This is a genomic window from Stutzerimonas stutzeri, from assembly GCF_024448955.1.
Taxonomy (GTDB): Bacteria; Pseudomonadota; Gammaproteobacteria; order Pseudomonadales; family Pseudomonadaceae; genus Stutzerimonas; species Stutzerimonas stutzeri_AQ.
On record NZ_JAMOIH010000010.1, the window covers coordinates 83,080 to 107,026 of the forward strand.

Sequence of the window (23,947 nt, forward strand, 5' to 3'; positions counted from 1 at the left end):
CGTCAGCCACGCACCCAGCGCATCCTCGCCCAGCCGCTCAATGCGTCCACGGCCAGTACCATCAGCAGCATTGCCAGAATGACCGTCGACGCCTGAGCTTGCTGGAACAGGCTGAGGCTCATGTAAAGCATCTGCCCCAGGCCGCCGGCGCCGACGAAGCCGAGCACGCTGGCCATGCGGATGTTGTTCTCCCAGCGATACAGACTGTAGGCCATCAGTTGTGGCCATAGGACGGGCAGGGTGCCGTAGCAGAAGGCGCTGATGCGATCGCTTCCTGAAAGTCGCAACGCCTCGGCTGGGGCGCTTGGGGTGTTTTCCAGGGCTTCGGCAAACAGCCGCCCAAGCACGCCGGCCGTGTGCAGCGCCAGCGCCAAGGTGCCAGCGTTTGGCCCCAGACCTGCCGCCAGCACCATCAGTGCAGCCCATACAAGCTCGGGAATGGCCCGCAATGCGTTGAGCAACAGCCTGGCGAGTCCCTTGCCGAGCCATCCAAAACGCCCGGATGCCGGCAAGGCCAACGCCAAACCGAGCATTGCGGCCAGCAGCGTGCCGATCGCCGACATCGCCAGGGTTTCCATCGCGGCATAGCCCGTCGCGCGCAGGTGGGCAGGTGATAAATCCGGATCGAGGAAGCCCGACGCATACTCGGCCATCTGTCCCAGCCCGTCGCGGCTGAACAGTGCACTGGCTTCGAGCTGCAGAAAGACGAACGAGCCGATCACCGCTGCGATCAGCAACAGCGGCAAGGCATAGCGTGACAGTGCCTTCACACGAACCTCCGGCGCAGCAACTGGCTGATCAGGTCCGCCATCAGCACCAGCGCCAGGAAGGTCAACAGCATGCTCGCGACTTCGCCTCCAGCGAACATGCGCATCGATAAGTCCAGCTGCTGGCCCAGCCCGCCAGCGCCGACGAAGCCCATTACCACCGAAGCGCGAATCGCGCATTCCCAGCGGTAAACGGTGTACGAGAGCATTTCACCCGCCGCCTGTGGCAGCACGCCGTAGGCAAATGCCTGCAATCGCGAACCTCCAGCACCGAGCAACGCGCGCGTCGGCAGCGGATCGACGGATTCGAAGATTTCCGCATAAACCTTGCCGAGCATGCCGGCATAGGTGATGGCAATGGCTAGTACGCCGGCAGTCGGGCCGAGCCCCACCGCACGGACGAACAGCAGTGCCCAGACGATCTCTGGCACGCTGCGCAGCACGATCAGTAGACCACGCACCGGCCAGCGCAATGACTGCGCCCACCAGTGCGGGCGCCCGCCGCGGCTGATGGCCGAGATCGATAAGGCACGCGTGGCCAGGATGCCGCAAGGCAGCGCCACGACCAGCGCCAAGGTCATGCCGGCAGTTGCGATGGCGAGCGTTTCCCACGTGGCGCGCCACAGCAGGAGCAGAAAGTCCTCGTCGTGCGCCGGCGGCCAAAAGCCGGAAAGGAATACCGCCATGGTGTCGGCGTTGCTGCCGTCGAACAGCACGCCGAGGTCCAGCTCGCTCAGCGACAGGCCTGGCCATAGCAAGGCCAGTGTCAGCAAGGTGACCAGCAGACGCGGCCCGGCGGCCGGGTCGCGTTGTGCGATTGCAGGGTTCAGCATCGGGGGACGTGCAACGGCTGGCCGGGCAAGGGCAGAGGCTTTTGTTCATTGCCCAGCTGCTCGTTGGCGTAGAGCGCTTCGAGCTCGGATGGCGTCACGTCCGTCGAGGCTTTGTCGAACAGGATGCGTCCGGCGCGCACGCCGATAACGCGCGGGAAGTGCTCAAGCGCCAGCTCTACCGCGTGCAAGCTGGCGACCAAAGTCGCCTGGCGGCGCGTGGCTTCGCGGTTGAGCACATTCAGTGAGTACGCTGCGAGCACCGGGTCCATCGCCGAGACGGGCTCGTCGGCGAGGATCAGCGTCGGGCTCTGATACAACGCACGGGCAATGCCAACGCGCTGTAGCTGGCCGCCGGAGAGTTGATCGCAGCGCTCGTAGAGTTTGTCGGCCAGATCCAGTTGAGCCAATGCCTGTGCCGCGCCTTCCTTGTCCAGCGGATAGAGCAGACTGAGCAGGCTGCGGCCCAGCGACCATTGCCCGAGGCGACCGGCCAGCACCGAGGTGATGACTCGCTGGCGCGGCGGCAATGGTGGCGCCTGATGAATCAGTCCGATCCGGGCGCGGAGCGTCTGGCGGGCGCCGGCCGACAGCGACCAGGGCTGACATCCGAGCAACTCCAGCCGGCCAGTACTTGGCGGTAGATGAGTCGCGAGCAGACGCAGCAGCGTTGTCTTGCCCGCACCGGAAGGTCCGATGAGGGCAATCCGCTCGCCTTTGACGATCTGCAGGTCGAGATCATGCAGCGCGACATGGCCGTTGGCGTGGCGATAGCTCACGCCTGATAGCGTCAGGACAGGTTCGGCGCTGCTCGTGCATGCCGCCGGCAGCGCCGAACTCGATGTTGAATAGCTCATCTCGACCTGCCTGCTTGCCGCTCTCCAAATGCCCACCGGGCCGTTGCAGAACGGCCGGCAAGGCTCACTTCAACAGGCCAGCGGCGCGCGCGGCTTCCTCGATGCCCTTGTAGTTTTCCGGGCGGGTCTCGATGAAGCGGCTGGCAGCCTGCAGGTCGAGAATTTTCTTGTGCTCCGGATTTGCCGGATCGAGTTCGAGGAACGCGGTCTTGATCTTCTCGACCAGCGTTGGATCGAGGTTGCCGCGCACCGTCCAGTTGTAGTCGTAGTAGGGCGGCGTCGTCGAGATCACGCGGACCTTGTTGGTATCGACTTTCCCGGCGGCGACCAGTTTGTCCCAGACCGAGGCGTTGAGCACACCGGCATCGGCTTTGCCCGCCTCGACCCAGGCGGCTGTGGCATCGTGCGCGCCGGAGTAGGCGATGCGCTTGAAGAACTGCTCGGGATCGATACCGTCCTTGATCATGAAATAGCGCGGCATCAGGCTGCCGGACGTCGAAGACACGGAGCCGAAGGCGAACGTCTTGCCCTGCAGATCCTGCAAGGTTTTCACCTCGGGATCGGCAGTGATGAATTTGCTGGTGAATTTCTCGTCCTGCTCGCGCTGTACCAGCGGGATCGCGTCGCCAGTCTTCAGGCGGGTCTGGACGAAAGTGAAGCCGCCGAGCCAGGCCAAGTCGAGGCGGTCGGCTGCCAGCGATTCGACCACGGCGGCGTAATCGGATACGGGGGTGAACTTCACCGGCATGCCCAGCTGTTCCTCGAGGTACTGGCCCAGCGGCTCGAATTTGCGGATCAGCTCGGTTGGCGCTTCATCGGGAATCGCCGATACACGAAGGGTCTCGGCGGCATGGGCGGTGGCAAAAGACAGGGAAATGGCAAGGCCGGCGACGGCTGCCAGGGAGCGCTTTAGCATTGTGGTTCTCCGGTTCAATAGCGGAAAAAGCGCGCGGATTATAGAGCTAGACCGGTGCGACGGGGCAAGTGGCTGGGTGGCGGCAGGTTTGGCGGCCCGTTAGGGGCCGTTTCTGCTTCGTACACGGCCGCGTCGGAGCCAGATCCCGTTTCAGGCTTGTTCAGTAAGCGAATTAGTTGGAATCACTCAAGTCCGTAGGGCCGAATTCATTCGGCAGCAGATTGTGAAAGCAGGTCTCGGAAATTTTGTGATTCAGTTCGCCGTTGTTCTAGAATCCGCGCCCTTCTTGGGTGATGGCCTATTGCTATGGAACAGCAGCGAGACAAACGTACGCTTCACTCTCTTCGCAAACACATCGACGAATTGCTGGCAGCTGGCGCGACGATTATCGCGCGCGATCCGGTGACGCTGGTCAGCGACGGCCAGACGCTCAAGGTCAAGCACGGCATGCTCATCGGACATTCCGGTTTGCTCGATCTGGTCGAGCCGCTCACCGATCACCAGTGGCCGGATGCCTTGCGGCAGATGGCGATCGATCTGTGCATACAACAGCTGGACGAAGCGATCCGTGCATTGGAGAACAAGCCCGTCATGATGGCGTCGGAATCGGCGAACGACGGCTAGACTCAAGAAAATGTCCAGGCGAGGAAACGCAGCGGACGGGACCTGATCAGATATGCACGGATGCAGCCTGCGTTCGTGTCGTATTGAAGGGGGTTTTGCATGTTCGCTCGGAACTCGCACCACGGCTTCATTCCGCCCTATATCCTCAAGCGCATCATCGATAACGGCTCGCAGCACCAGCGCGACCGGGCGCTGGGGACGCTGGCCCACGTGCGCAACCTGTTGCCCAATCCGGGGCCGCCCAATCGCCAGCCGATGGCCAGCGTATTGCCCGAGCGTGGCCGGCCAGGCGAGCCGCGGCGCAGCGTTCACGATGCCCAGCAGCAGATGGTGCTGCCAGGTGTGCTGGCGCGAATCGAAGGCCAGCCGCCGGTCGCCGATGCGGCGGTGGACGAAGCCTACGATGCGCTCGGCACGACCCATGAATTTTTCTGGCAGGTGTTTGGCCGGGACTCGATCGACAATCACGGCTTTCCGCTGATCGGCACGGTGCACTACGGCGTGGATTACGAGAACGCCTTCTGGAACGGCGCGCAGATGGTGTTCGGTGATGGCGACGGCGAAATCTTAAACCGCTTCACGCTCTCCTTGGATGTCGTGGCCCATGAGCTGGCCCATGGCGTGACTGAAAGCGAGGCGGGGCTGGTGTACTTCAACCAGTCGGGGGCGCTGAACGAATCGGTTTCGGACGTATTCGGCGTGCTGGTGCGGCAGTTCAGCCTGAAGCAGACGGCGGACCAGGCCGACTGGCTGATCGGTGCCGAGCTGCTGACCGATAACGTGCAGGGCGATGCGCTGCGCTCGATGGCCAATCCCGGCAGCGCCTATGACGATCCTTTGCTGGGCAAGGACCCGCAGCCCGGGCACATGCGCGATTTCATCGACACCCGCGACGACAACGGCGGAGTGCATCTGAACTCCGGCATCCCCAACCGCGCGTTTTATCTGGCCGCGACCGCCCTGGGTGGCTACGCCTGGGAAAAGGCCGGACGCATTTGGTACGACACGTTGTGTGATCGCCGCCTGGCTAACGACGCGGATTTTTCCGCATTTGCCCGGTTGGCCGTGGACAACGCTATCGCCCGCTTCGGCGCGGGCAGCGATGAAGAGCGCGCCGTCGCGCAGGCCTGGGCAGATGTGGGCGTGAACCCATGATCGAGGAGACTTGCATGAAACAGTTACCGGCCTTGGATTCGGACGCGACCATTCGCCTGTCGCGGCAAGGCGGCTTTGCCGCGATACAGGCGCTCAGCCGTCCGCGAGAAATCGATTTCGCCAGTTGTAACGAACGACAGCGCCAACAAATTTGCTCGGTACTTGAAGGCTGCCTGCCGTTGGCAACTTCTCCCAGCGGGCAAGGCGACCGCCGCTATTACCAGATCGAATTGCGCTTTCGGCAACAGGAACGCGACGATGAAATGGTGCTCCAGGTGCCAGAGGAGCAAGCGCCCGGCGAGCTGGTGCGGCTCTGGGATAAGGGTGAGGTGCTATGAGCGCGACTTGGTCGCACGGGCCGCTGCAGCGCTAGAATCTCACTCTTTATCGAGGAGCCCTCTCATGTCTGAGTTGCCATCCATTGCCTTTGCCGGTATCGGCCTGATGGGCCTGCGTATGTGTCGTCGGCTGATTGCCGCCGGTTATCCGCTAACGGTATGGAACCGTTCGCCGGACAAATGCGCGCCGTTGGTCGAAGCCGGTGCGCGGCAGGCGAGCACGCCGGCCGAGCTCTGCGCCGTTGCTGATGTGGTGTTGCTGTGTCTGGCCGATACCGCAGTGGTGCGCGAGGTGGTATTCGGCGCGGGCGGTATTGTCGAAGGCGCGCGAGCGGGGCAAGTGCTGGTCGATCATTCCAGCCTGGAACCGGCGGCCACGCGCGCCATGGCCGTTGAGCTGGAGTCGCGCAGCGGCATGCGCTGGGTCGACGCGCCGGTATCGGGCGGTACCGCTGGCGCCGAGGCGGGCAGCCTGGCGATCATGGCCGGCGGGCGGGTCGAGGATGTGGAGCGGGTCCGACCGATATTGATGCAGCTGGGGCAGCGGCTGACGCGCATGGGCGAGGTCGGCGCGGGGCAGGTGACCAAGGCCTGCAATCAGATGATCGTGGCCTGCAATGCCCTGGTCATCGCCGAAGTCGTGGCGCTGGCGGAGCGCTCGGGCGTCGACGCCAGCCTGATCGCGCCGGCGTTGGCCGGTGGTTTCGCCGACTCCAAGCCGTTGCAGATTCTCGCCCCGCAGATGGCCAACAGTGAATTCGAGCCGATCAAATGGCACGTGCGCACTCTGCTCAAGGACCTAGACACCGCCGTGCAGCTTTCCCGCGAAGAAGGCAGCGCCACGCCGATGACCGGGCTGGCAGCGCAGCTGATGCGCCTGCATGGCAGTCAGGGTCATCTCGAGCAGGACCCGGCCACCTTGGTGCGGATGTACCGGGAGCAGGGCCAATGAAGATCGCCGCCAATCTATCCATGCTGTTCAACGAGCTGCCGCTGGCCGAACGCATCATGGCGGCGCGCGTCGCCGGTTTCGATGGCGTGGAGATCCAGTTTCCCTACGAACTGCCGGCGACCCGCCTCAAGGAATTGCTCGAGCGTGCCGGCTTGCCGTTGGTGCTGATCAATCTTCCGGCGGGCGATTTCATGCAGGGCGGCCCGGGTCTGGCCGCGGTCCCGGCGCGTCAGCAGGAATTCGATGCGGCGCTGCAGGAAGCGCTGACCTACGCGGCGATGACACGACCGGCCTGCGTCAATGTGCTGCCGGGGCGGCTGGCCGAGGGCTTCACCCGCGAGCAGGCGCTTGAAACGCTGGCCGATAACCTGCGCAAGAGTGCCGAAGCCTTCGCGTTGCTCGGCGTGCGCGTGGTGTGCGAGGCGATCAATCCGCTGGACATGCCGGGCTTCCTGATCAACACCCCTGAGCATCTGCAGGCCTTGCTGGAGCGCGTCGATCATCCCAACTGCCAGGCGCAGCTGGATCTGTACCACATGGCGCGACAGGGGCTCGACATCGCTGCCGGGATCAGGCTTCTGGGTTCACGCATCGGCCACGTGCAGTTCGCCGATTGCCCTGGACGCGGCGCACCGGGTAGCGGCGGGGTGGCATTCGTGAGTCTGATCGAAACGCTGCGGGAGGCGGGTTACGACGGCTGGTTGGCCGCTGAGTATCGGCCCGATGGGCAAGATACCGAAGCGAGCCTGGGCTGGCTGGCGGAGTGGCGGCAGCGTTGATGCCATCGCCCGGCATAAGCGGGAATGATGTTGACAGACAGAAGCGTGAAGGAGCTCTAGAGTCATTCGCAGGAGAGCCGATTGACTCCATGGTCGGCCTATAACAATAAATCGAGAGCGACGTCATGCAGCCATCCAACCAAGCCGCGAACGCCTGGCGCGTCCTGTTCCTGCTATTTCTGGCCAACCTGTTCAATTTCTTCGACCGCACCATTCCCGCCATCATCGCTGAGCCCATACGCCTGGAATGGAACCTCAACGACTTCCAGCTCGGCCTGATCGGCACCGCGTTCACTATCGTCTATGCGATAGCCGGAGTACCGCTGGGGCGCATGGCCGACATTGGCTCGCGCCGCAAGATCATGGGCTGGGGCCTGACCGCCTGGAGCGGCTTGACGGCAGTCAACGGCTTGGCCTGGAACTTCTGGAGCTTTCTGCTGGTGCGCATGGGTATCGGCATCGGCGAAGCCAGCTATGCCCCGGCGGCCAACTCGCTGATCGGCGATCTGTTCCCGGCGCACAAACGCGCTCGTGCCATGGGCATCTTCATGCTCGGCCTGCCGCTTGGGCTGCTGCTGGCCTTTTTCACCATCGGCTCGATGGTCGAGTATTTCGGCAGCTGGCGCGCGCCGTTCTTCATCGCCGCCGTGCCTGGATTGGTGCTGGCGGTGTTCATCTTCTTCGTCAAAGAGCCGCAGCGTGGCGCCGCCGAGACGGTGAAGGTGTCCCAGGAGCGGGTGCAGCAACCGGTGCGTAAGGTGTTGGCGATCCGTACCTTCTGGTGGCTGGTGCTGGCCGGTCTGGCGTTCAACTTCGCGACTTACGCCTGTAACGCGTTCATGGTGCCGTTGCTGATGCGCTATCACGCGGTGCCGTTGGTCGAGGCATCGATTGCCACCGGCGTCATCGTCGGTCTCACCGGTCTGGTCGGGCTGACCTTTGGCGGCTGGGTTGCCGACAAGATCCATCAGCGTTTCGCCCGTGGCCGGCTGATTTTCGCGGCGGTGAGCATGTTCATCGCTACGCTCGCCACCGGTTACGCGCTGCTGGCGGGGCGCATCGAGGTCGGCGTGTTCGTCGCGGTCTTCAGCATCGGCTGGCTGTTCTCCTACAACTTCTACACCTGCGTTTACACCGCCATTCAGGATGTGGTCGAGCCACGTTTGCGCGCCACTGCCATGGCGCTGTTCTTTGCTGGTCTGTACCTGCTCGGGGGTGGCATGGGCACGGTGGTGGTGGGGCTGTTGTCGGATCATTTCGCCGAGTCGGCAATGCTCGCCGCGGGCGCCAGCGAGATGAGCGAAGCGTTCCGCGCCGAGGGTCTGCACGGTGCGATGTACCTGATCCCGGCGTCATTGCTGCTGACCATGGCCTTCCTGTTCCAGGCCTCACGGACCTTCTGTCACGACGCCAAGCGCATGACCGACGGCATGAGTCAGTCTGCCAGCGAAGCGGAAGCGGCACTGGCCTGATTCGCCTCCCCATCGACAGCGCAGCCGCGCTGTCGATGGGCCCAGCTATCCCCCCGACGATTGGCCTGCATTTGCCGGCAGGCTCGCATAAACTGCGCGGCCGTTTTGGCAGTCCGGATCGCATATGCACACCTCGTCTCCCGCCCGCGCCTGCGGCATCGACTTCGGCACCTCCAATTCCACTGTCGGCTGGTGGCGCCCCGCCTGCGAGCCGCTGATTGCACTCGAGGACGATCAATACACCTTGCCTTCGGTGGTCTTCTTCAATGTCGAAGAACGTCGTCCGGTATATGGCCGGCTGGCCTTGGCCGAATACCTGGAGGGCTACGAAGGGCGGTTGATGCGCTCGCTCAAGAGCCTGCTGGGCTCCAAGCTGCTGAAGAGCGAAACCACGGTGCTGGGCAGCGCCATGCCGTTCAAGGACATCCTCGGGCTGTTCCTCGGGACGCTCAAACAGCGCGCCGAAACCAGTGCCGATCGAGCCTTCGACGAGGTAGTACTGGGCCGTCCGGTGTTCTTCGTCGACGACGACCCGCAGGCGGACAAGGAGGCCGCCGACACCCTGGCCGCAGCGGCGAAGAAGATCGGCTTCAAGGACGTCTCGTTCCAGTACGAACCCATCGCCGCGGCTTTCGACTACGAATCGCGCATCGAACGGGAAGAGCGCGTATTGATCGTCGATATCGGCGGCGGAACGTCGGACTTTTCCCTGGTGCGCCTGTCGCCGGAGCGACGTCAGATCGACGATCGACAGGGCGACATTCTCGCCACCTCGGGCGTGCACATTGGCGGCACCGATTTCGACAAGCAGCTCAGCCTGCAGGGCGTAATGCCGTTGTTCGGCTATGGCAGCCGGATGAAAAGCGATGCACCGATGCCTACCAGCACGCACCTCAACCTCGCCACCTGGCACACCATCAACGCGGTCTATGCCCAGGCTTCGCTGCGTGCGCTGCAGAACATGCGCTACGACATTGTCGACCCCACCGGGATCGACCGGCTGTTTAATCTCATCGAACAACGCGCCGGGCATTGGCTGGCGATGCAGGTGGAGCAGGGCAAGATCGAGCTGACCGAGCAAGACCGCTATCTCATCGACTTCGCGCGGATCGAAGCGGGGCTGCAGGCGAGTCTGACTCGCGACGGCTTCGAAACGGCCATCGACCCGCTGCTCGAACGAATCCGCAGCAATGTCAGTCAATTGCCGGCCAGTGCCGGGCTCAAGCACGATGACATCGACACGGTGTTCTTCACCGGCGGCTCCAGCGCGATACCAGCACTGCGCCAGCGCATCGCCGCACTGTTGCCAAGCGCCCGTCATGTCGAAGGCAACCGCTTCGGCAGTATCGGCAGCGGCTTGGCCATCGAAGCGAAGAAACGCTACGGTTGATTTCCCCGTGAGCCCCTGTCCGGCACTCGCGGGCCTGTTGGGAGCTTTCATGGTTTACACACTTCGTCCGCAAGGTCCCGCCGCCGAGGTGCGCAAGGTCGCTCGACAGCGCATCGATAAAGCCATCGAGGCACTGAGCGTGCCAGCTGCCGAGCGAGCCGAGGGTGTGCATCAGGCGCGCAAGCGCTTCAAGGAATTGCGCGCGTTGCTGCGATTGGTGCGAAAGCCCTTGGGTGCTGAGTTCAAGCGCGAGAATCAGCGCCTGCGCGATCTTGGCCGCGCGCTGGCCGAATCTCGCGACGCCACCGCCATGCTGGAAAGCTGGGATCTGCTGAGCGAGCGGTTCCCTAAGCTGTTTGCCGAGGCGCGCTTCAAACAGATCCGTCGGCGCCTGCAGGCAAGAGCCAGGCAGGGCGAAGGCGATGCCGTCGACCTGGATGCCCGTATTGCCCAGGCGATCGATGAACTGCGCAATGCCAGCGCCTGTATCGACAGCTGGCCATTGAGCGCCGAAAGTTTCGAGCTGTTGGCCGCCGGCGTGGAACGCACCTACGCTGACGGGTGCGCCGAGCTGGCCAAGGTCAAACTCGAACCGAGCGACGAGCAGTTCCATGAATGGCGCAAACGGGTCAAGGATCACTGGTATCAGACGCGGCTACTGGCTCCGAGCTGGCCGACGCTAATGCAGCTGCGCAGCGACTCGCTCAAGCGTCTGGCCGATCTGCTCGGCGACGATCATGACCTGGCCATGATGCAGCAGTTGATTCAGTCGCAGCCGCCGCTCTTCGGTGACCAGGCGCTACGTGAGCGGCTCGGCGATTTGATCGTTCAGCGGCGTAGTGAAATGCAGCGCGACGCGCTGGCGCTGGGTGATGAGCTCTATCTGGAGGCACCGCGAGATCTGGTGGCGCGCTGGCAGCGCTACTGGGAAACCGCCGAGGCCTGACTGCACCAGGCGCCCGGCCATGAGGCCGAACGCCGGCAGTGGAAGGGGGAATCGAGGTTAGAGCTTCTTCGCGGAAACGATCGTCACCGGCTGCAGCGGGACGTTCTGCATCATGCTGCGGTTGCCGGTCGGCACCTGGGCAATCTGATCGACCACATCCATTCCGCGCACCACCTTGCCGAACACCGCATAGCCGAAATCGCGGCCGCCGTGGTCGAGGAAGTCATTGTCGCGGTGGTTGATGAAGAACTGGCTGGTGGCCGAGTTGACGTTCTGTGTGCGGGCCATCGCCAAGGTTCCGCGAACGTTGTGCAGACCGTTGTCGGCTTCGTTCTTGATCGGCTCGCCGGTCTTCTTCTGGCCCAGGCCTTCGTTGAAGCCACCGCCCTGGATCATGAAACCGGGGATCACGCGGTGGAACACCGTGCCATCGTAGAAGCCGCTTTCGACATAGCTGAGAAAGTTCTTCACGCTGATCGGTGCCTTCTCGGCTTCAAGCTCGATTTCGATTTCGCCCATGCTGGTGTTCAGCAGCACGTGTGGATTGTCTGCCGCCAGGAGGTTTCCGGCGAGCAACAGCGAGCAGGCGGCGAGTACGAGTCGTTTCATGGTGTAGTCCTGTTGAGGGTGGAAGCCTGGGCCGGTCGGCCATTGGCAGACGGCGATTGCGCATCGTACGTCTTGATCAGGTCGATGAGAATCTGCGTTGCCGGGCCGAGCGACTTGTCGGGGTTAGTGTAGAGATAGAACAACGGGCGGCGAATGCTGCCCTGGATCAACGGCAGCGGCTTGAGCACGCCTTCGGCCAGCTCGCGGCCGATCATGTGTCGCGGCAGCCAGGCGAAACCCAGGCCGCTGCTGACGAAGGCGACCGAGGTGGCCAGGCTGCCGACGGTCCAGCGTTGCTCGGCGCCCAGCCAACCGGCGTCGCGCGGCTGACGTTGGCCGGAATCGCGCACCACCACCTGCATCTGATTCTGCAGATCCTGCACGCTGAGCTTGCGCTGCAACTGGTGCAGCGAATGGTCGGCATGGGCGACGGCAACGAACTCAACGCTGCCCAGTTCGGCACCGAGGTAGCCGGTGATGTCCAGACTGGTGATTGCCAGGTCGGCGGTGCCATCCCTGAGCACGTCTTCGACGCCCGACAGCACCTCTTCGCGTAATCGCACCCGGCAGCCCTGGCTTTGCGGCATGAAGGCGGTCAACGCGCGGATCAGCTTGGCGTTGGGGTAGGCGGCGTCCACCACCAGGCGCACTTCGGCTTCCCATCCCTGTTCCATGTGATGCGCCAGCTCTTCGAGCTGTCCGGCCTGGACCACCAACTGCCGCGAGCGGCGCAACAGCACCTCGCCGGCATCGGTGAGCACCGCCTTGCGACCATCGATGCGCAACAGCGGCACGCCGAGCTGTTCCTGCATACGCGCCACGGTATAGCTGACCGACGACTGCGAGCGATGCAGCATCTCCGCCGCCTGGGCAAAGCCGCCGTGATCGATCACCGCCTGCAGGGTTCGCCATTGATCGAGGGTCACGCGTGGCACTTTCATTCCATTATTTTCCTGTCGCGTCTGTCTGGTACGCTGCACGTCTTCATGAGGAGCCCGCATAAATGAAAAAAATACGCTTCGCCGCGCTCGCTTCGCTCGCAATCATCCCACTGAGCGCCCTGGCCGTCAGCTATCCGGTGGAACTGGAGCAGCAGCTCAATGGCGCCGAAGTGCTGGCTACCACCGAAACCATCGACCGGGACATGGCCGGTCTGCTGTTGCAGAACTTCGGCGAGCGCCCTGTGAGCTGCTCGGCTGTGTTTCGCAACGGCCCGGAAGCACCGCGTACCCGTCGTACCACGCTCGAGGCTGGCGAGCGCAAGCCGCTGACCGCCAAGTTCAAGCGCGATGTGATCCGCTTGCGTATCAAGCTGACCTGCGAGCCGCAATGAGGTTCGCACGCTGAGCCGATCGGGACGCGGCCGGCTTCCGAGGCTCGGCTGAGCGCGCCCCCAATGTTCACTCCTTAATCGCGTTCGCGCGGGCGCATCCGTCCGCGACGGGCTCGATCGAAGATCCGGTCGATCGTCGCGCTGCATAAAGCCGCCTTTCCACCGGCCGGACGCGTTAATCTATGCGACGTTTTTCGACCTTGAGGTGTCCCCCTTGTTTGACCAATTCGCCCTGCATGAACGCCTGCTCAAGGCGGTCGCCGAACTCAAATTCGTCGAGCCGACGCCGGTGCAGGCCGCGGCCATCCCCCCGGCGCTGGAAGGGCGCGACCTGCGGGTGACGGCGCAGACCGGCAGCGGCAAGACGGCGGCGTTCGTGCTGCCGATGCTCAACCGGCTGATCGGCGATGCGGTGGTGCGCACCGACGTGCGCGCACTGATTCTGCTACCGACCCGTGAACTGGCCCAGCAGACCCTCAAGGAAGTCGAGCGCTTCTCGCAGTTCACCTTCATCAAGTCGGCGATGATCACCGGCGGCGAGGACTTCAAGGTCCAGGCGGCAATCCTGCGCAAGGTGCCGGACATCCTCATCGGCACGCCGGGGCGGATGATCGAGCACCTCAATGCTGGCACGCTGATCCTCAAGGACGTCGAACTGCTGATCCTCGATGAAGCCGACCGCATGCTGGATATGGGTTTCGCCGACGACGTGCAGCGGCTGGTGGGCGAATGTGCCAAGCGCCAGCAGACCCTGCTGTTCTCCGCCACTAGCGGCGGCGCGGCCCTGCGCGAGATGGCCGCCAGCGTGCTGCGCGATCCGCTGCACCTTCAGCTCAACCGCGTCAGCGAGCTCAACGAAGGCACTCGCCAGCAGATCATCACCGCCGAAAGCGTCGAGCATAAGGAAAAGCTCGTGCACTGGCTGCTGGCCAACGAGACCTACAAGAAGGCCGTGATCTTCACCAATACTCGTGTGCAGGCCGACCGTCTTTATGGGCGCTTGGTGGCCGAGGGTGTCAAGGCCTACGTGCTGCACGGGGACAAGGACCAGAAGGACCGCAAGCTGGCCATCGACCGCGTCAAGGAAGGCGGCGTGAAGGTGCTGGTGGCGACCGATGTGGCGGCGCGCGGCCTAGATATCGAAGGCCTGGATCTGGTGATCAACTTCGACATGCCCCGCTCCGGCGATGAATACGTACATCGCATTGGCCGGACCGGGCGCGCGGGTGCCGAAGGGCTGGCGATCTCGCTGATCTGCCACAACGACTGGAACCTGATGTCGAGCATCGAACGCTACCTCAAGCAGCGCTTCGAGCGCCGCGTGATCAAGGGCCTGAAGGGCAGCTACATGGGCCCGAAGAACCTCAAGGCATCCGGCAAGGCGGCCGGCACCAAGAAGAAAAAGGACGAGAAGAAGAAGGCCGCCGACAAGAAAACCAAAGTGGCATCAAAACCGACGGCCAAGCGACCGAAAAACGCCAAACGCGAAGCGCCGGCCTCGCAGGTCGTCAGTCAGGACGGCATGGCACCGCTGCGGCGCAAGAAGCCCGCCGCCGAGTAAGACCTGCACGCCGGGGCGACCAAGCCCCGGCCCTTCGCATGCCCGTCAGCGTTTCTCCGCCGGTGCGATATCGGCCTTTTTCTCCGCTTCCTCTACATGCTGCAGGCGTCGGTCGTACGCCTGACATTCATCGCCCAGTTCGTCGGCGGTTCGCTTGACCTCCATCTCCCGCAATTGCTCATTGATCTCCGCAGCACGCTCGGGATCGTTCTCGGTCAGCTGGTTGACGCGCTCGGCCAGCTGTTCGGCCTTGGCATTTATCTGATCCGTGGTGCATTCGGCCAGTGCCGGCTGGCTGGCCAGCAGGGCGGCGGCGAGGGGAATCATCAGGTATTTCATGGCATGTGCTCCGTTGCGACCTGTTCGGTGGATGCCATCCGAGCGCTTTGGTTCAGCCCTTTCCGATGTGCTGGTGATCGAACCATGCCGCCGCCGGCAGGGTCCGTATTAGCAAGAGCCGCGTGCGATGCGGTGCAACGGGAGAACGGACATGACCTACAACTGGGACCTGATGCTGCGCCTGCTGCGCGAAGCGCAAAAGCCCGGCAACGAGGCCTTCGCGCCGCGCCATTATGCCGACGAACATGCGATCGCCATGGCGGATGCCGGCCAGCCGCTGCCCAATATCGATTCGCTCAAGGCAGACGCGCAGAACTATGAAAGCCTGCTGTTCGAAGGCGGATTCATGGTGTCGCGTCCGGAAGAGCAGGGCGGCAATGGCGAGAATTTCGTCCTGACCGAGCGGGGCTCGCGGCTCCTTGAAATGCTCGAAGGCGAGACTGCGGCGGCTGCGCATCGCCAGCGCCTGGATGACAAAGGCGAGGCTGCGTTGACGCCGGAAGTCTTCGACGGGTTGGTTGGCTAGCACCAGATGTACAACGCCCCGCTGATGCGGGGCGTTGTGTCGAGCGCTACTGCAGCGGGCCGATGGTCCCGCAGGATTTGTTTGCAGCGTGCTTCTGCAGAACCGGCAGTTGCGGGCGTGGCTTGCCGCTTTTCACATCCAGCGACAGTGCGTAGTCGCCCCACCATGGACCGGCGGCCCAGTAGGTACTTGGGATGCAGTGCTGGTTGAGATACTTCAGCAGGTTATCGGTCGCTACGATTGCCGAAGGCGAAAAATCCGGCGCGCCGTGTTCACCGATGAAACCACGCAGCTTGTTTTTGCTAAGCCACTCGACGAAGGGCTTGGCACGAACCACCCCGATCATCGGATCGTAGACCTCTTTTCTGTTGGTGTAGTAGCCCGAATAGTCCTTGTCGAAGTACAGGTGGGCTTCGAACACCAGATTATTTTTCGAATCACGCATCCAGGGGTCGTTAACCAATTGGGTGTTATAGGACGGCCAGTGGAAAGCGCTGGACCAGCGGTCACCGGCGACAACCACCCAGCGAGTCGAGTCGATGGTGCGGATGCTCTTAGCCGCGGCCAAGGCTGCGGCGGGCCATTTGCCGTTTGTGGTGTGTGGCTCGTTCATCAGTCCATAGCCATACACTGCTGGGTGGCTGGCGACCTTTTGTGCAATGCGTCGCCAGGCGTCGGCAAAGGCGCTGACGGGTACTTCGTTGGAACCGATCATCTTGCCGAAGTAGCGGTAGTAGTTATGCATGTCGAGGATGACCTGCATGTTGTACTTCTTTGCATGGTCAAGGGTCGCCATCATTCGTGCCAGCTCGACGCTGTTCAGTTCGCCGTTGAGCCTCGGTTGAATCCGTTCCCAACGAAATGGCAGACGTACCAGCTTCAGGTTGCGTTCGGCGTAGCGCTTGAAGTCAGCTTCGCCCGGATAGATGTAGTGCTTTAGGTATGTCCCGGGCAGGGCGACGTCAGCACCAAACTCGGCACCGGCCAGGTTGATACCGACCAGGTTGATGGGGTTTGCCGGAGGTGTGTTCGTGGTGGGAGCGGTACTACCGGTGCCTGGGCTTGCCTGGCTGAAACCGGTGCTGCTGACCGACACGGTTCGCGGGTAACCCACGGCCTTCCCGTTGATGGCGCCACCGTCCATCATCACGGTCATATCGCCGCCCGAGTAATAGATCAGGTTGATGGTGCGTACCTGACCATCGGCAAACCTGACCTTTGCGCCCTTGTGGAATGCCGCCTTGTTCTGTGCATTCGCCTTGACCGAAATGCCTACGAACTTGCTGGTGTTGTAGACGCCGTTAACGAAGTCGCCGCCGTTGAAGGAATTCAGCGCGATCGTCAGGGAAGAGGATGAACTGTTAGAAGGCGCGGTGACGACGGGTCCGGAGGGCTGGCTGGGTGCAGCCGGAGTCGGAGCCGGAGCCGGAGCGGTGCTGCTGGTTACAGAGAACAGTTTGTTCGGATAGCCGAGTTTGCCGCTCAATGCCGCGCCTGAGAGCATCACGCTCATATTGTTGCCGGACACATACACCGCATTGATTTTGCGTACCTGTCCGTCCGCCAGCTTCACCGAGGCGCCAACCTTGAATGCGGAGCGGTTGGCACTGCTTGTTGGAATCGATAAACCTGCCGACTTGCGCCACACGCCGTTCTGCCAATCGCTGTTGGTGTAGTTGTTGATGGCGCTGCTATGCGCAGCCGTGCTGGTCGAGGGCGCCGGCTGCGGTGCGGTGATCATCTGCGAGCTTGCATCCGAGCCCAGGGCTGCGACGGTTTTCGGATAGCCGGTGGCCGCAACGTTGAGCGTTGCGCCCGACAGCATCACGCTCATGTGGGCGCCGGAAAAATAGACGACCTTCACGCTGCGAATCTCACCGTTCGCCAGCTGCACCTGTACGCCTTTCTTGAATGCGGCCTTGTTGGCCGTTGTCGCCGGGATGGAAAAACCGGCCGATTGGCGCCAGGTTCCCTTGTTCCACTCGGGACTGGTGAAATTGTTGACCTGCGCGATGGCGACGGCCCTCGTCGCGCTTGCAGCGGAAGAAGAAGCTGCGTTGGCATCCTGGATCACCGAAGTGAAGCCGAACATCGCGGTCAGCATGAAGGCGCCGAGCATGGTCCTTGGTGCGCCCGAGACTGCTTTGAGGGACATTGATATCTCCGGAACTTAATACGACAAAAGGCACGGGTGCCCTTTAAAAAATTGCGGAGGCATTCATAGGGGATGCAACAAACGAAGCACTGCCGACGACGCCGCCCACGCACAACAAAGCAGCGAAACGGTTAAACCGTTGGCTCGCTTTGCATGGATAGGCTTTATATAGAAGGAAGTTCAGATAGCCAAATTATTTTGGCGCCGACAAATCGACGTTAACCTTGTTTTTTGTTATGTGCTGCCACATTGATATTATTTGATATCAATAAGCTAGTATTTTATTAAATAGTTAAGTTATTGATTTATATGTCTTTTAGTTAAATTGAAAGTATCGACTTTAGATAGACACGTGTTTTATCGCTTCGCTTGTTGTTTCACCGCGGCATGTTCGTGCTTTATTGGTCTATTGCAGAATATTTCTGTCGCGCACGGGCGGTTAACAAGCGAGACGCAAGTAGTCGTTATTGATCGGCAGGTGAGTTAAGAAAAAGCGAATCAGCCCAGGGCGGGCTGACTCGCTAGATTGGGCGGCGACTCAGCGCACCTGATCCAGGCTGTCGACAGTCAGCTCCAGCGCCTGGCGCATGTCCAGGCGGGCCGAGCGGCCGACATCCTTATTGTTCATCTGATAATTGCGCTCAGAAGGCAGAATCGGCGCGGTCAGGTCGTCGGCTTCGACTGGCTCGAAATCGCTGTCGCGGCCAATGGTCAATGCGCTGCGGCGCAGCAGCTCGCGCACCTGATCCGGTTCCAGCTGCGGATTGATCGACAGCATCGTCGCCACGATGCCCGTCACCATCGGGGTGGCGTACGAGGTGCCGCAATGCACTTCGCCGCGCTTGCCGGGTTCCAGCGTTGCGGCGCGCGTGCAGGCCGAGGCGGTGATGTCGACGCGCATGTCGACGTTCGATGAAGGCCGCTTGGTGACGTATTCCGGATGCTCCACCGGTACGTCCTGCTTGGCGTTGCGCTGGTGGCCGCCAACTACCAGCAATTGCTCCGTAATGAACGAAGATGGCAGGCGGTAATCGTCCAGGCTGGAGCGCGCCGAGCCATTGCCAGCGGAGTTCACCACCAGCACGTCGGGGTGTTCGCGGCGCAACCAGAGAAAGAATTCTTCGAGCAGTTCTTCGTAACCGCTCATGGCGATGCCCGAACGAATCAGCGAGCCGACTTCCTCACCGTCCACGTCCCGCGTGCCGATGCGGTGGATGCCCCAGCTCCAATTCAGCACGCGCACGCCATCCTCGACCAGATTGACCGACGCGGCGATATTGGCGGTGATGCCGGCATCGGAGTTGCGCTCGACGATCACCTCGAAGCCGGCGCTGGCTGGCTCCAGTGCGCTGAGAAAACCGCTGTCGCTGGGCTCGGTGCTGCGCGCGGCGAGGATGCCCGTGACGGTTGTGCCGTGTTCGTCCGGCGCCTCGGCGTCCCTGGCGTAGAGGCATGTGCGCGGCTTGCGTGGGTCGCAGTCGCCCAGGTAGCTCGCGAACTCGGGCGCGTCGAAATCGACGTTGCGCTCGATGATGCCGATTCGCACGGGGTGCGTCTGGATCGGGGTTTGTTTGGATGGCAGGCGGTGCTGGTAAAAGTCGACGGCGTCCAGGTATCGGTTGGCGACCCATTCACTGTGGCGCGGCTTGGGCTGCTTGTCCTGTTCCAAGGGCTCCTCGGCGCCAGACTCCTCGATTACCACCGCGTCCACGCCGACTTCGTTACCCAGGCGCAGGACCATGGCGTCTCGCTCGGTCAGGTTCTTTACCGGTAGGCGTAACTGATAGGTGTTGAGCGGTGCGATGGCGCCGACCACTTCGGCGCCATATCGCTTGGCCAGGCGCTTCGATGCGTCCAGGCCGTCGAGATCTTCCTCGATGATCAGGCTGATCAGATCGACATAGGTGTTCAGCCCGTCCATGTTCTGGGTCACTTCGTCAGGTCCGGCCGCCAGCACGTGGCTCCCGTTCATCGTCAGCCACACCGGATTGCTGCGGCGTTCGCCTTGCTCCAGCCACAGCGGCCCGCTCTCGTGCTCGGACTTACGCAATGACAGCCGCAGCTTGCCGTCATCCGAACGGGTGGCTTCGACCGGTTTGCCGCGCAGCATCAGCCTGACGTCACCGTCATCGAGTCCGGTTGCGCGCAGACAGAAGGTCAGCTGATCGACCGAGAAGAGGTCGCCGCAACGCTGCATCTCCTTGAGTCGCAGCGCAGCCGTTTCCGCCATTGCCAAGCCTGGATTCAGCAGGCCCAGCGCAAGCCCGATCGATACGCAGAGGTGAGCTGCCTTCATCGTTGACGCTGCAGATAGTGAACGCTGAACAGCTCGCCGGAATCGGTCCATTGACCGCTGCAATCGAAGCCGGCGCTGTTGGCGAGGTTGGCGAAGGATTCGAGCGTGTATTTGTAGGAGTTCTCAGTGTGCAGACTTTCGCCGGCATCGAAGTGAAACCGCTGGCCTTCGACGGTCACATCCTGCGCCTCGCGGCTGATCAGGTGCATTTCGATGCGCGAGTCGCTTTCGTTGAAGAAGGCGCGGTGAGCGAAACGTGAGGGATCGATATCGCTGCTCAGTTCCTCACGGATACGTCGCAGTAGGTTGAGGTTGAAGGCCGCGGTGACATGCGCGCGGTCGTTGTAGGCGGCTTCGAGCACGTCGCGGTCCTTGACTAGGTCGACGCCAATCAGCACGCCGCCTCCGGGCGGAAGGATGTCGTGCAGATGCCCGAGCAATTTGCGTGCTTGCAGGGGTGTGAAGTTGCCGATGCTGGAGCCGGGAAAGAACACCAGCGGGTGATGAATGGTGAAGTCGTCCGGCAGTGTCAGCTCATCGGAGAAATCGGCGCAGGCGGCGTGGACTTCCAGCCACGGATAGTCGGCGGCCAGGCGCTGAGTGCTGGTCAGCAGGAACTGCTCCGAGATGTCGATGCCCAGATAACTGACCGGCCGCAGCCCTTCGAGCAGCAGGCGCACCTTGCGGCTGGCACCGCTGCCCAGCTCGATCAGGTCGGTCTGAGGGCCGGCGATCTCGCGGATGTCGTTCGCCGCGTCGGCGAGAATGCGCTCCTCGGTACGGGTCAGGTAGTACTCGGGCTGCAGGCATATCTGCTCGAAAAGCTCCGATCCGCGCCGGTCGTAGAAGAACTTCGGCGAGATACGCTTCGGCGAGGCGGCGAAGGCGGCCAGCGTTTCGTCACGCAACGAGGCCTCATGAGGTTGCTGGGTCTGGTCATGGAAATGCACGGCAAGTGCCATCGTCATAGCTCCCTGGCCAGGCGCAGCCCGGCGAATTGCCAGCGCATGGCCGGCTGGAAAAAATTGCGGTAGGTGGCGCGGATATGGGCCTGCGGCGTAGCGCAACAACCGCCGCGCAGCACCATCTGGCCGGACATGAACTTACCGTTGTACTCACCCAGGCTGCCTTCCAGCGGGCGGAAGCCGGGATAGGGGCGATAGGCGCTGGCCGTCCACTCCCAGACATCGCCGAACAACTGCGCTGGCCCCTCATGGGGGCGGCTCGCTGCGACCGGTTGCAGGTGGTCGTTTTCCACGAAGTTGCCGCGCAGTGGCTGATCCACCGCGGCGATCTCCCATTCGGCTTCGCTGGGCAGCCGGGCATCGGCCCAGCGTGCATAGGCATCCGCCTCGTAGAAACTGACGTGGCAGACCGGCGCCTCCAGATCCAGCGGCCGCAGCCCGCCAAGGGTCATTTCGTACCAGGCGCCGTCGTCGCGGTGCCAATACAGCGGGGCGTTCCAGCCGTGCTGTTGGATATGTGCCCAACCGTCGGACAACCACAGCTCACTGCGTGCGTAACCGCCATCGGCGATGAACGACAGGTATTCGCGATTGCTCACCGGTCGATCGGCCAACTGGAAATCCTCGACGAACTGCCGATGCCGCGGCGTCTCGCAATCGAAGGCGAATCCGTTGCCCTCGTGGCCGATATGGCGCACCCCGCCGCCATAGTCGTGCCAGCGCAGGCGGTCGTTGTGCAGCTTCGGTGCCGGTTTCAGGTCGTTCCGATAGATCGGATGCAGAGGGTTTTGCGCCAGGATGTGCTTGATGTCCATCAGCAGCAATTCCTGATGCTGTTGTTCATGCTCCAGGCCTAGCTCGACCCGACGCAGGATTTCAGCGGCATGCTGCTGGGGTGGATTGGCCAGAAGCTCGCCCATCGCCTGATCGACGTAATGGCGAAAGCGGTAGACGTCGTCCACGCCGGGCCGTGAAATCAGCCCGCGCTGAGCGCGTGGGAATGGTGTGCCATGGGTTTCGTAATAGGAATTGAACAGGTGGTCATAGACCGCATCAAGCGGCTTGTAGCCAGCCAGATACGGCTTGAGCACGAACGCTTCGAAGAACCAGCTGACGTGCGCCAAGTGCCATTTCGGCGGGCTGACGTCGGGCATGCTCTGGATGACGTAATCCTCGATCTGCAAGGGTGCGCAGATCGCTTCGCTGGTGGCGCGTACCTGCCGGAAGCGCTGCAGCAGGTGATCCGGTTCGGCGAGCGCCAGTTGCTGGTTTGGCCGTTCTGCCAGGTTGCCCATAGGCGTCCCCCTTGTTTATGCCCGGCTAATCGAGACCGGGGACGGCAGAAAACCGCCTCTATAGCGACCCGAAGCGAGGCGCAAAAGTTTCTGTGATGCGGATGCGAGAGCGCTGCCGCGCGCCTGCCGTAGGGCCGAACCTATTCGGCCTTCGCCAACATTGCTCGCCTTCGCACATCCGCGGCCGAATGAGTTCGGCATTTGGTGTAGGTCTAGCACTGGCGCCTCCGTTCGATCGAACGAACGGGCTCCGGCTAGGCTGTTGCCGTTCTATTGCGCGCCTACCGTAGGGCCGAACTTGTTCGGCCTTCGCAGATTGCTCGGCCTCCGCAAAACTGCGGCCGAATGAATTCGGCCCTACGCGTTCAGCATTTGGACAATCCCCTAGCCTTCTTCGACCGGCGGAGTAGGGCGGATAAGGATCTCGTTGACGTCCACATGCGCCGGTTGCGACAGCGCGTAGACCACTGCCCGGCCGATGTCCTCCGGTTGCATCGCGTACGCTGGCGGTTCGTCGAACAGTGGCGTGTCGACCATGCCCGGCTCGATCAACGTGACCCGCACGCCAGTGCCGCGCAATTCCTCGCGCACGCTGAGGCCCATACCGGTTACCGCCCATTTGCTGGCGCTGTACATCGAACCGGGAATGACGAAGCGCCCGGCGGCCGAGCCCGTCAACAGCAAGTGGCCGCGGCTGGCTTTGAGCGCCTCGATGCTGCAGCGCAGGGTGAGCCCGACGCCGTAGACGTTTGTCAGCAGCATCTCGCGCCAGACTTCCGGGTCGGCGCCGCTGAAGCCGCCTTCGCTGCCGGGTATTCCGGCGTTGGCGTAGACCGCGTCGAGCTGGCCGAAATGCTCCAGCACCTGCCGCACCATGGCTTGCTGTTCGGCGTATTGCTTCACGTCACAGCGGATCGCCAGGGCGCGTTCCGGGCCGCCGAGTTCGCCCACCAGCTTCGCGAGCTTGTGTTCGGAGCGGGCTGCCAACGCAACGCGGTAACCGGCTTCGGCGGCGAGCCGCGCGGTGGCCGCGCCGATACCTGAAGACGCGCCGGTGATCAGTAGAACCGGATCGCTCATGGTCACCTCCGGCCCTATTAATAATTCGGTGGGGTTTCCGGAATGCCGGTGTCGTCGGTCAGCACCGGCATGGTCCAGGGTTCGAGGCGCTGGTCCTTGTCTTCGACGTCGAGCCGCGCCTGCTCGATGACGCTGCCGAGTCGCTGCGCGCTGCTGTATTCCTCACGCGGCACGCTGGGCACGCGCAGCATCTCGGCACCGCTGCTCGACATCACGGTAAAGCCGAAACTGTCGTCGTCCGGGTTGGCACTGGTCACGCAGCCGCACGGCAAGAAGGCTTCGGTGACCAGCTGCATCGCATCGTCGAGTGTCAGGGGTTGAGTGTTCATGGTGCTCTCCATTGGCGGGCTGTCTCCAAGTTGACCGCTAGGGTCTGTTGACGTTTCGTCGCGAGCCGCGTTGCTGCGCCAAATGGCGCCAGGCCGGACGGCGTTCCGCCAGGCGCGGGACAAAGGTAACGGCCTGGGCCGGCCGCGTCGTTCCCCAGCCAAATCCCGCAACGCCGCATGGCGCCATTTGCTGCGCAACCTTCTGGCCGGGCCTTTTTTTTGCGCGATGCGGCGTTTCTCGTCGTTTATTTGGAACGACCAAACTTCACTCCTCGTGCGATCTCCATGGATGGAGTGAATGCCGCAAGCCCGCCGGGAGCGGGCGCTGCCTTGCCTCGCGCAAAAACAGGCTCCGGCGCGGCCGCGTACGAAACGTCAACAGACCCTAGGGCGAGCGGCCGTTTCCGAGCAGGCGACGGGCTGCGGCCGTCTG

At 62.6% G+C, this 23,947-nt stretch carries 23 protein-coding genes and 1 pseudogene; 11 read left to right on the forward strand and 13 right to left on the reverse strand.

Annotation, left to right across the window (positions count from 1 at the left end):
* Nucleotides 1-2: 2 nt before the first annotated feature.
* From phnE (NA645_RS12345) to NA645_RS12360, 4 genes and pseudogenes are all read right to left on the reverse strand, one after another.
* Nucleotides 3-770, reverse strand: coding sequence for a phosphonate ABC transporter, permease protein PhnE (gene phnE / locus NA645_RS12345; RefSeq protein ID WP_256049066.1), 768 nt, complete (start codon nucleotides 768-770; stop codon nucleotides 3-5).
* Nucleotides 767-1,600: a phosphonate ABC transporter, permease protein PhnE gene (gene phnE, locus NA645_RS12350; RefSeq protein WP_256049067.1), complete on the reverse strand. Its 834-nt coding sequence runs from the start codon at nucleotides 1,598-1,600 to the stop codon at nucleotides 767-769. Before phnE (NA645_RS12350) ends, phnE (NA645_RS12345) begins: the two co-directional genes overlap by 4 nt.
* A 335-nt stretch (nucleotides 1,601-1,935) precedes the next feature.
* Nucleotides 1,936-2,454: pseudogene (locus tag NA645_RS20195) on the reverse strand (ATP-binding cassette domain-containing protein); the annotation flags it as partial.
* A 64-nt stretch (nucleotides 2,455-2,518) separates the two neighbouring features.
* Nucleotides 2,519-3,370, reverse strand: coding sequence for a putative selenate ABC transporter substrate-binding protein (locus NA645_RS12360; protein ID WP_256049069.1), 852 nt, complete (start codon nucleotides 3,368-3,370; stop codon nucleotides 2,519-2,521).
* Nucleotides 3,371-3,676: 306 nt separating this feature from the next.
* Here NA645_RS12360 and NA645_RS12365 point away from each other — a divergent pair, with 306 nt between their 5' ends.
* The 8 genes from NA645_RS12365 (at nucleotide 3,677) to NA645_RS12400 (ending at nucleotide 11,026) form a co-directional block, all read left to right on the forward strand.
* Entirely contained in the window at nucleotides 3,677-3,994 is a 318-nt protein-coding gene (locus NA645_RS12365) for a hypothetical protein (RefSeq protein ID WP_256049070.1), read from the forward strand.
* Between the two features lie 99 nt (nucleotides 3,995-4,093).
* Entirely contained in the window at nucleotides 4,094-5,149 is a 1,056-nt protein-coding gene (locus NA645_RS12370) for a M4 family metallopeptidase (protein WP_256049071.1), read from the forward strand.
* Nucleotides 5,150-5,163: 14 nt separating this feature from the next.
* Complete coding sequence (locus NA645_RS12375; RefSeq protein ID WP_256049072.1) at nucleotides 5,164-5,487, forward strand: protealysin inhibitor emfourin; 324 nt, start codon at nucleotides 5,164-5,166, stop codon at nucleotides 5,485-5,487.
* Nucleotides 5,488-5,551: 64 nt separating this feature from the next.
* Nucleotides 5,552-6,439, forward strand: a complete 888-nt coding sequence (locus tag NA645_RS12380) for an NAD(P)-dependent oxidoreductase (RefSeq protein WP_256049073.1) — start codon at nucleotides 5,552-5,554, stop codon at nucleotides 6,437-6,439.
* Complete coding sequence (locus tag NA645_RS12385; RefSeq protein WP_256049074.1) at nucleotides 6,436-7,218, forward strand: hydroxypyruvate isomerase family protein; 783 nt, start codon at nucleotides 6,436-6,438, stop codon at nucleotides 7,216-7,218. The genes NA645_RS12380 and NA645_RS12385 overlap by 4 nt, the downstream gene beginning before the upstream one ends.
* A 125-nt stretch (nucleotides 7,219-7,343) precedes the next feature.
* Complete coding sequence (locus tag NA645_RS12390; RefSeq protein ID WP_256049075.1) at nucleotides 7,344-8,690, forward strand: spinster family MFS transporter; 1,347 nt, start codon at nucleotides 7,344-7,346, stop codon at nucleotides 8,688-8,690.
* Between the two features lie 124 nt (nucleotides 8,691-8,814).
* On the forward strand, nucleotides 8,815-10,080 hold the full coding sequence (locus tag NA645_RS12395) for an Hsp70 family protein (protein WP_256049076.1): 1,266 nt from the start codon (nucleotides 8,815-8,817) through the stop codon (nucleotides 10,078-10,080).
* Nucleotides 10,081-10,129: 49 nt separating this feature from the next.
* Entirely contained in the window at nucleotides 10,130-11,026 is an 897-nt protein-coding gene (locus tag NA645_RS12400) for a CHAD domain-containing protein (protein ID WP_256049077.1), read from the forward strand.
* 57 nt (nucleotides 11,027-11,083) lie between these two features.
* Here the strand turns inward: NA645_RS12400 and NA645_RS12405 are convergent, their stop codons facing one another.
* Both NA645_RS12405 and NA645_RS12410 read right to left on the reverse strand, forming a co-directional pair.
* On the reverse strand, nucleotides 11,084-11,635 hold the full coding sequence (locus NA645_RS12405) for a peptidylprolyl isomerase (RefSeq protein ID WP_256049078.1): 552 nt from the start codon (nucleotides 11,633-11,635) through the stop codon (nucleotides 11,084-11,086).
* Nucleotides 11,632-12,576, reverse strand: a complete 945-nt coding sequence (locus NA645_RS12410) for a LysR family transcriptional regulator (RefSeq protein ID WP_256049079.1) — start codon at nucleotides 12,574-12,576, stop codon at nucleotides 11,632-11,634. The genes NA645_RS12405 and NA645_RS12410 overlap by 4 nt, the downstream gene beginning before the upstream one ends.
* Before the next feature lie 62 nt (nucleotides 12,577-12,638).
* Here NA645_RS12410 and NA645_RS12415 point away from each other — a divergent pair, with 62 nt between their 5' ends.
* Both NA645_RS12415 and NA645_RS12420 read left to right on the forward strand, forming a co-directional pair.
* Nucleotides 12,639-12,968: a 3-phosphoglycerate kinase gene (locus NA645_RS12415; RefSeq protein ID WP_256049080.1), complete on the forward strand. Its 330-nt coding sequence runs from the start codon at nucleotides 12,639-12,641 to the stop codon at nucleotides 12,966-12,968.
* Between the two features lie 214 nt (nucleotides 12,969-13,182).
* On the forward strand, nucleotides 13,183-14,529 hold the full coding sequence (locus NA645_RS12420) for a DEAD/DEAH box helicase (protein ID WP_256049081.1): 1,347 nt from the start codon (nucleotides 13,183-13,185) through the stop codon (nucleotides 14,527-14,529).
* Between the two features lie 45 nt (nucleotides 14,530-14,574).
* On the opposite strand, the gene NA645_RS12425 is transcribed toward NA645_RS12420, so the two are convergent.
* Nucleotides 14,575-14,868 (reverse strand): DASH complex subunit DAD3 family protein, encoded by a 294-nt coding sequence (locus NA645_RS12425; RefSeq protein WP_256049082.1) that lies wholly within the window; start codon nucleotides 14,866-14,868, stop codon nucleotides 14,575-14,577.
* Nucleotides 14,869-15,019: 151 nt separating this feature from the next.
* Here NA645_RS12425 and NA645_RS12430 point away from each other — a divergent pair, with 151 nt between their 5' ends.
* Nucleotides 15,020-15,394, forward strand: a complete 375-nt coding sequence (locus tag NA645_RS12430; RefSeq protein ID WP_256049083.1) for a transcriptional regulator — start codon at nucleotides 15,020-15,022, stop codon at nucleotides 15,392-15,394.
* A 46-nt stretch (nucleotides 15,395-15,440) separates the two neighbouring features.
* On the opposite strand, the gene NA645_RS12435 is transcribed toward NA645_RS12430, so the two are convergent.
* The 6 genes from NA645_RS12435 to NA645_RS12460 all read right to left on the reverse strand — a co-directional run bounded on the left by NA645_RS12435 (nucleotide 15,441) and on the right by NA645_RS12460 (nucleotide 23,514).
* Nucleotides 15,441-17,549 carry a glycoside hydrolase family 5 protein gene (locus tag NA645_RS12435; protein ID WP_256049084.1) on the reverse strand — a complete coding sequence of 703 codons (2,109 nt, stop codon included), beginning with the start codon at nucleotides 17,547-17,549 and terminating at the stop codon, nucleotides 15,441-15,443.
* Nucleotides 17,550-18,087: 538 nt separating this feature from the next.
* Nucleotides 18,088-19,845, reverse strand: coding sequence for a S8/S53 family peptidase (locus NA645_RS12440; protein WP_423836578.1), 1,758 nt, complete (start codon nucleotides 19,843-19,845; stop codon nucleotides 18,088-18,090).
* Nucleotides 19,842-20,807: an L-histidine N(alpha)-methyltransferase gene (gene egtD / locus NA645_RS12445; RefSeq protein WP_256049085.1), complete on the reverse strand. Its 966-nt coding sequence runs from the start codon at nucleotides 20,805-20,807 to the stop codon at nucleotides 19,842-19,844. The genes NA645_RS12440 and egtD overlap by 4 nt, the downstream gene beginning before the upstream one ends.
* 2 nt (nucleotides 20,808-20,809) lie before the next feature.
* The gene (gene egtB, locus NA645_RS12450; RefSeq protein WP_256049086.1) at nucleotides 20,810-22,105 is read right to left on the reverse strand and encodes an ergothioneine biosynthesis protein EgtB; all 1,296 of its coding nucleotides are present in this window, start codon (nucleotides 22,103-22,105) and stop codon (nucleotides 20,810-20,812) included.
* A 384-nt stretch (nucleotides 22,106-22,489) separates the two neighbouring features.
* Nucleotides 22,490-23,185: an SDR family oxidoreductase gene (locus NA645_RS12455; RefSeq protein WP_256049087.1), complete on the reverse strand. Its 696-nt coding sequence runs from the start codon at nucleotides 23,183-23,185 to the stop codon at nucleotides 22,490-22,492.
* A gap of 17 nt (nucleotides 23,186-23,202) precedes the next feature.
* Nucleotides 23,203-23,514 carry a hypothetical protein gene (locus NA645_RS12460; RefSeq protein WP_256049088.1) on the reverse strand — a complete coding sequence of 104 codons (312 nt, stop codon included), beginning with the start codon at nucleotides 23,512-23,514 and terminating at the stop codon, nucleotides 23,203-23,205.
* Between the last annotated feature and the right edge of the window lie 433 nt (nucleotides 23,515-23,947).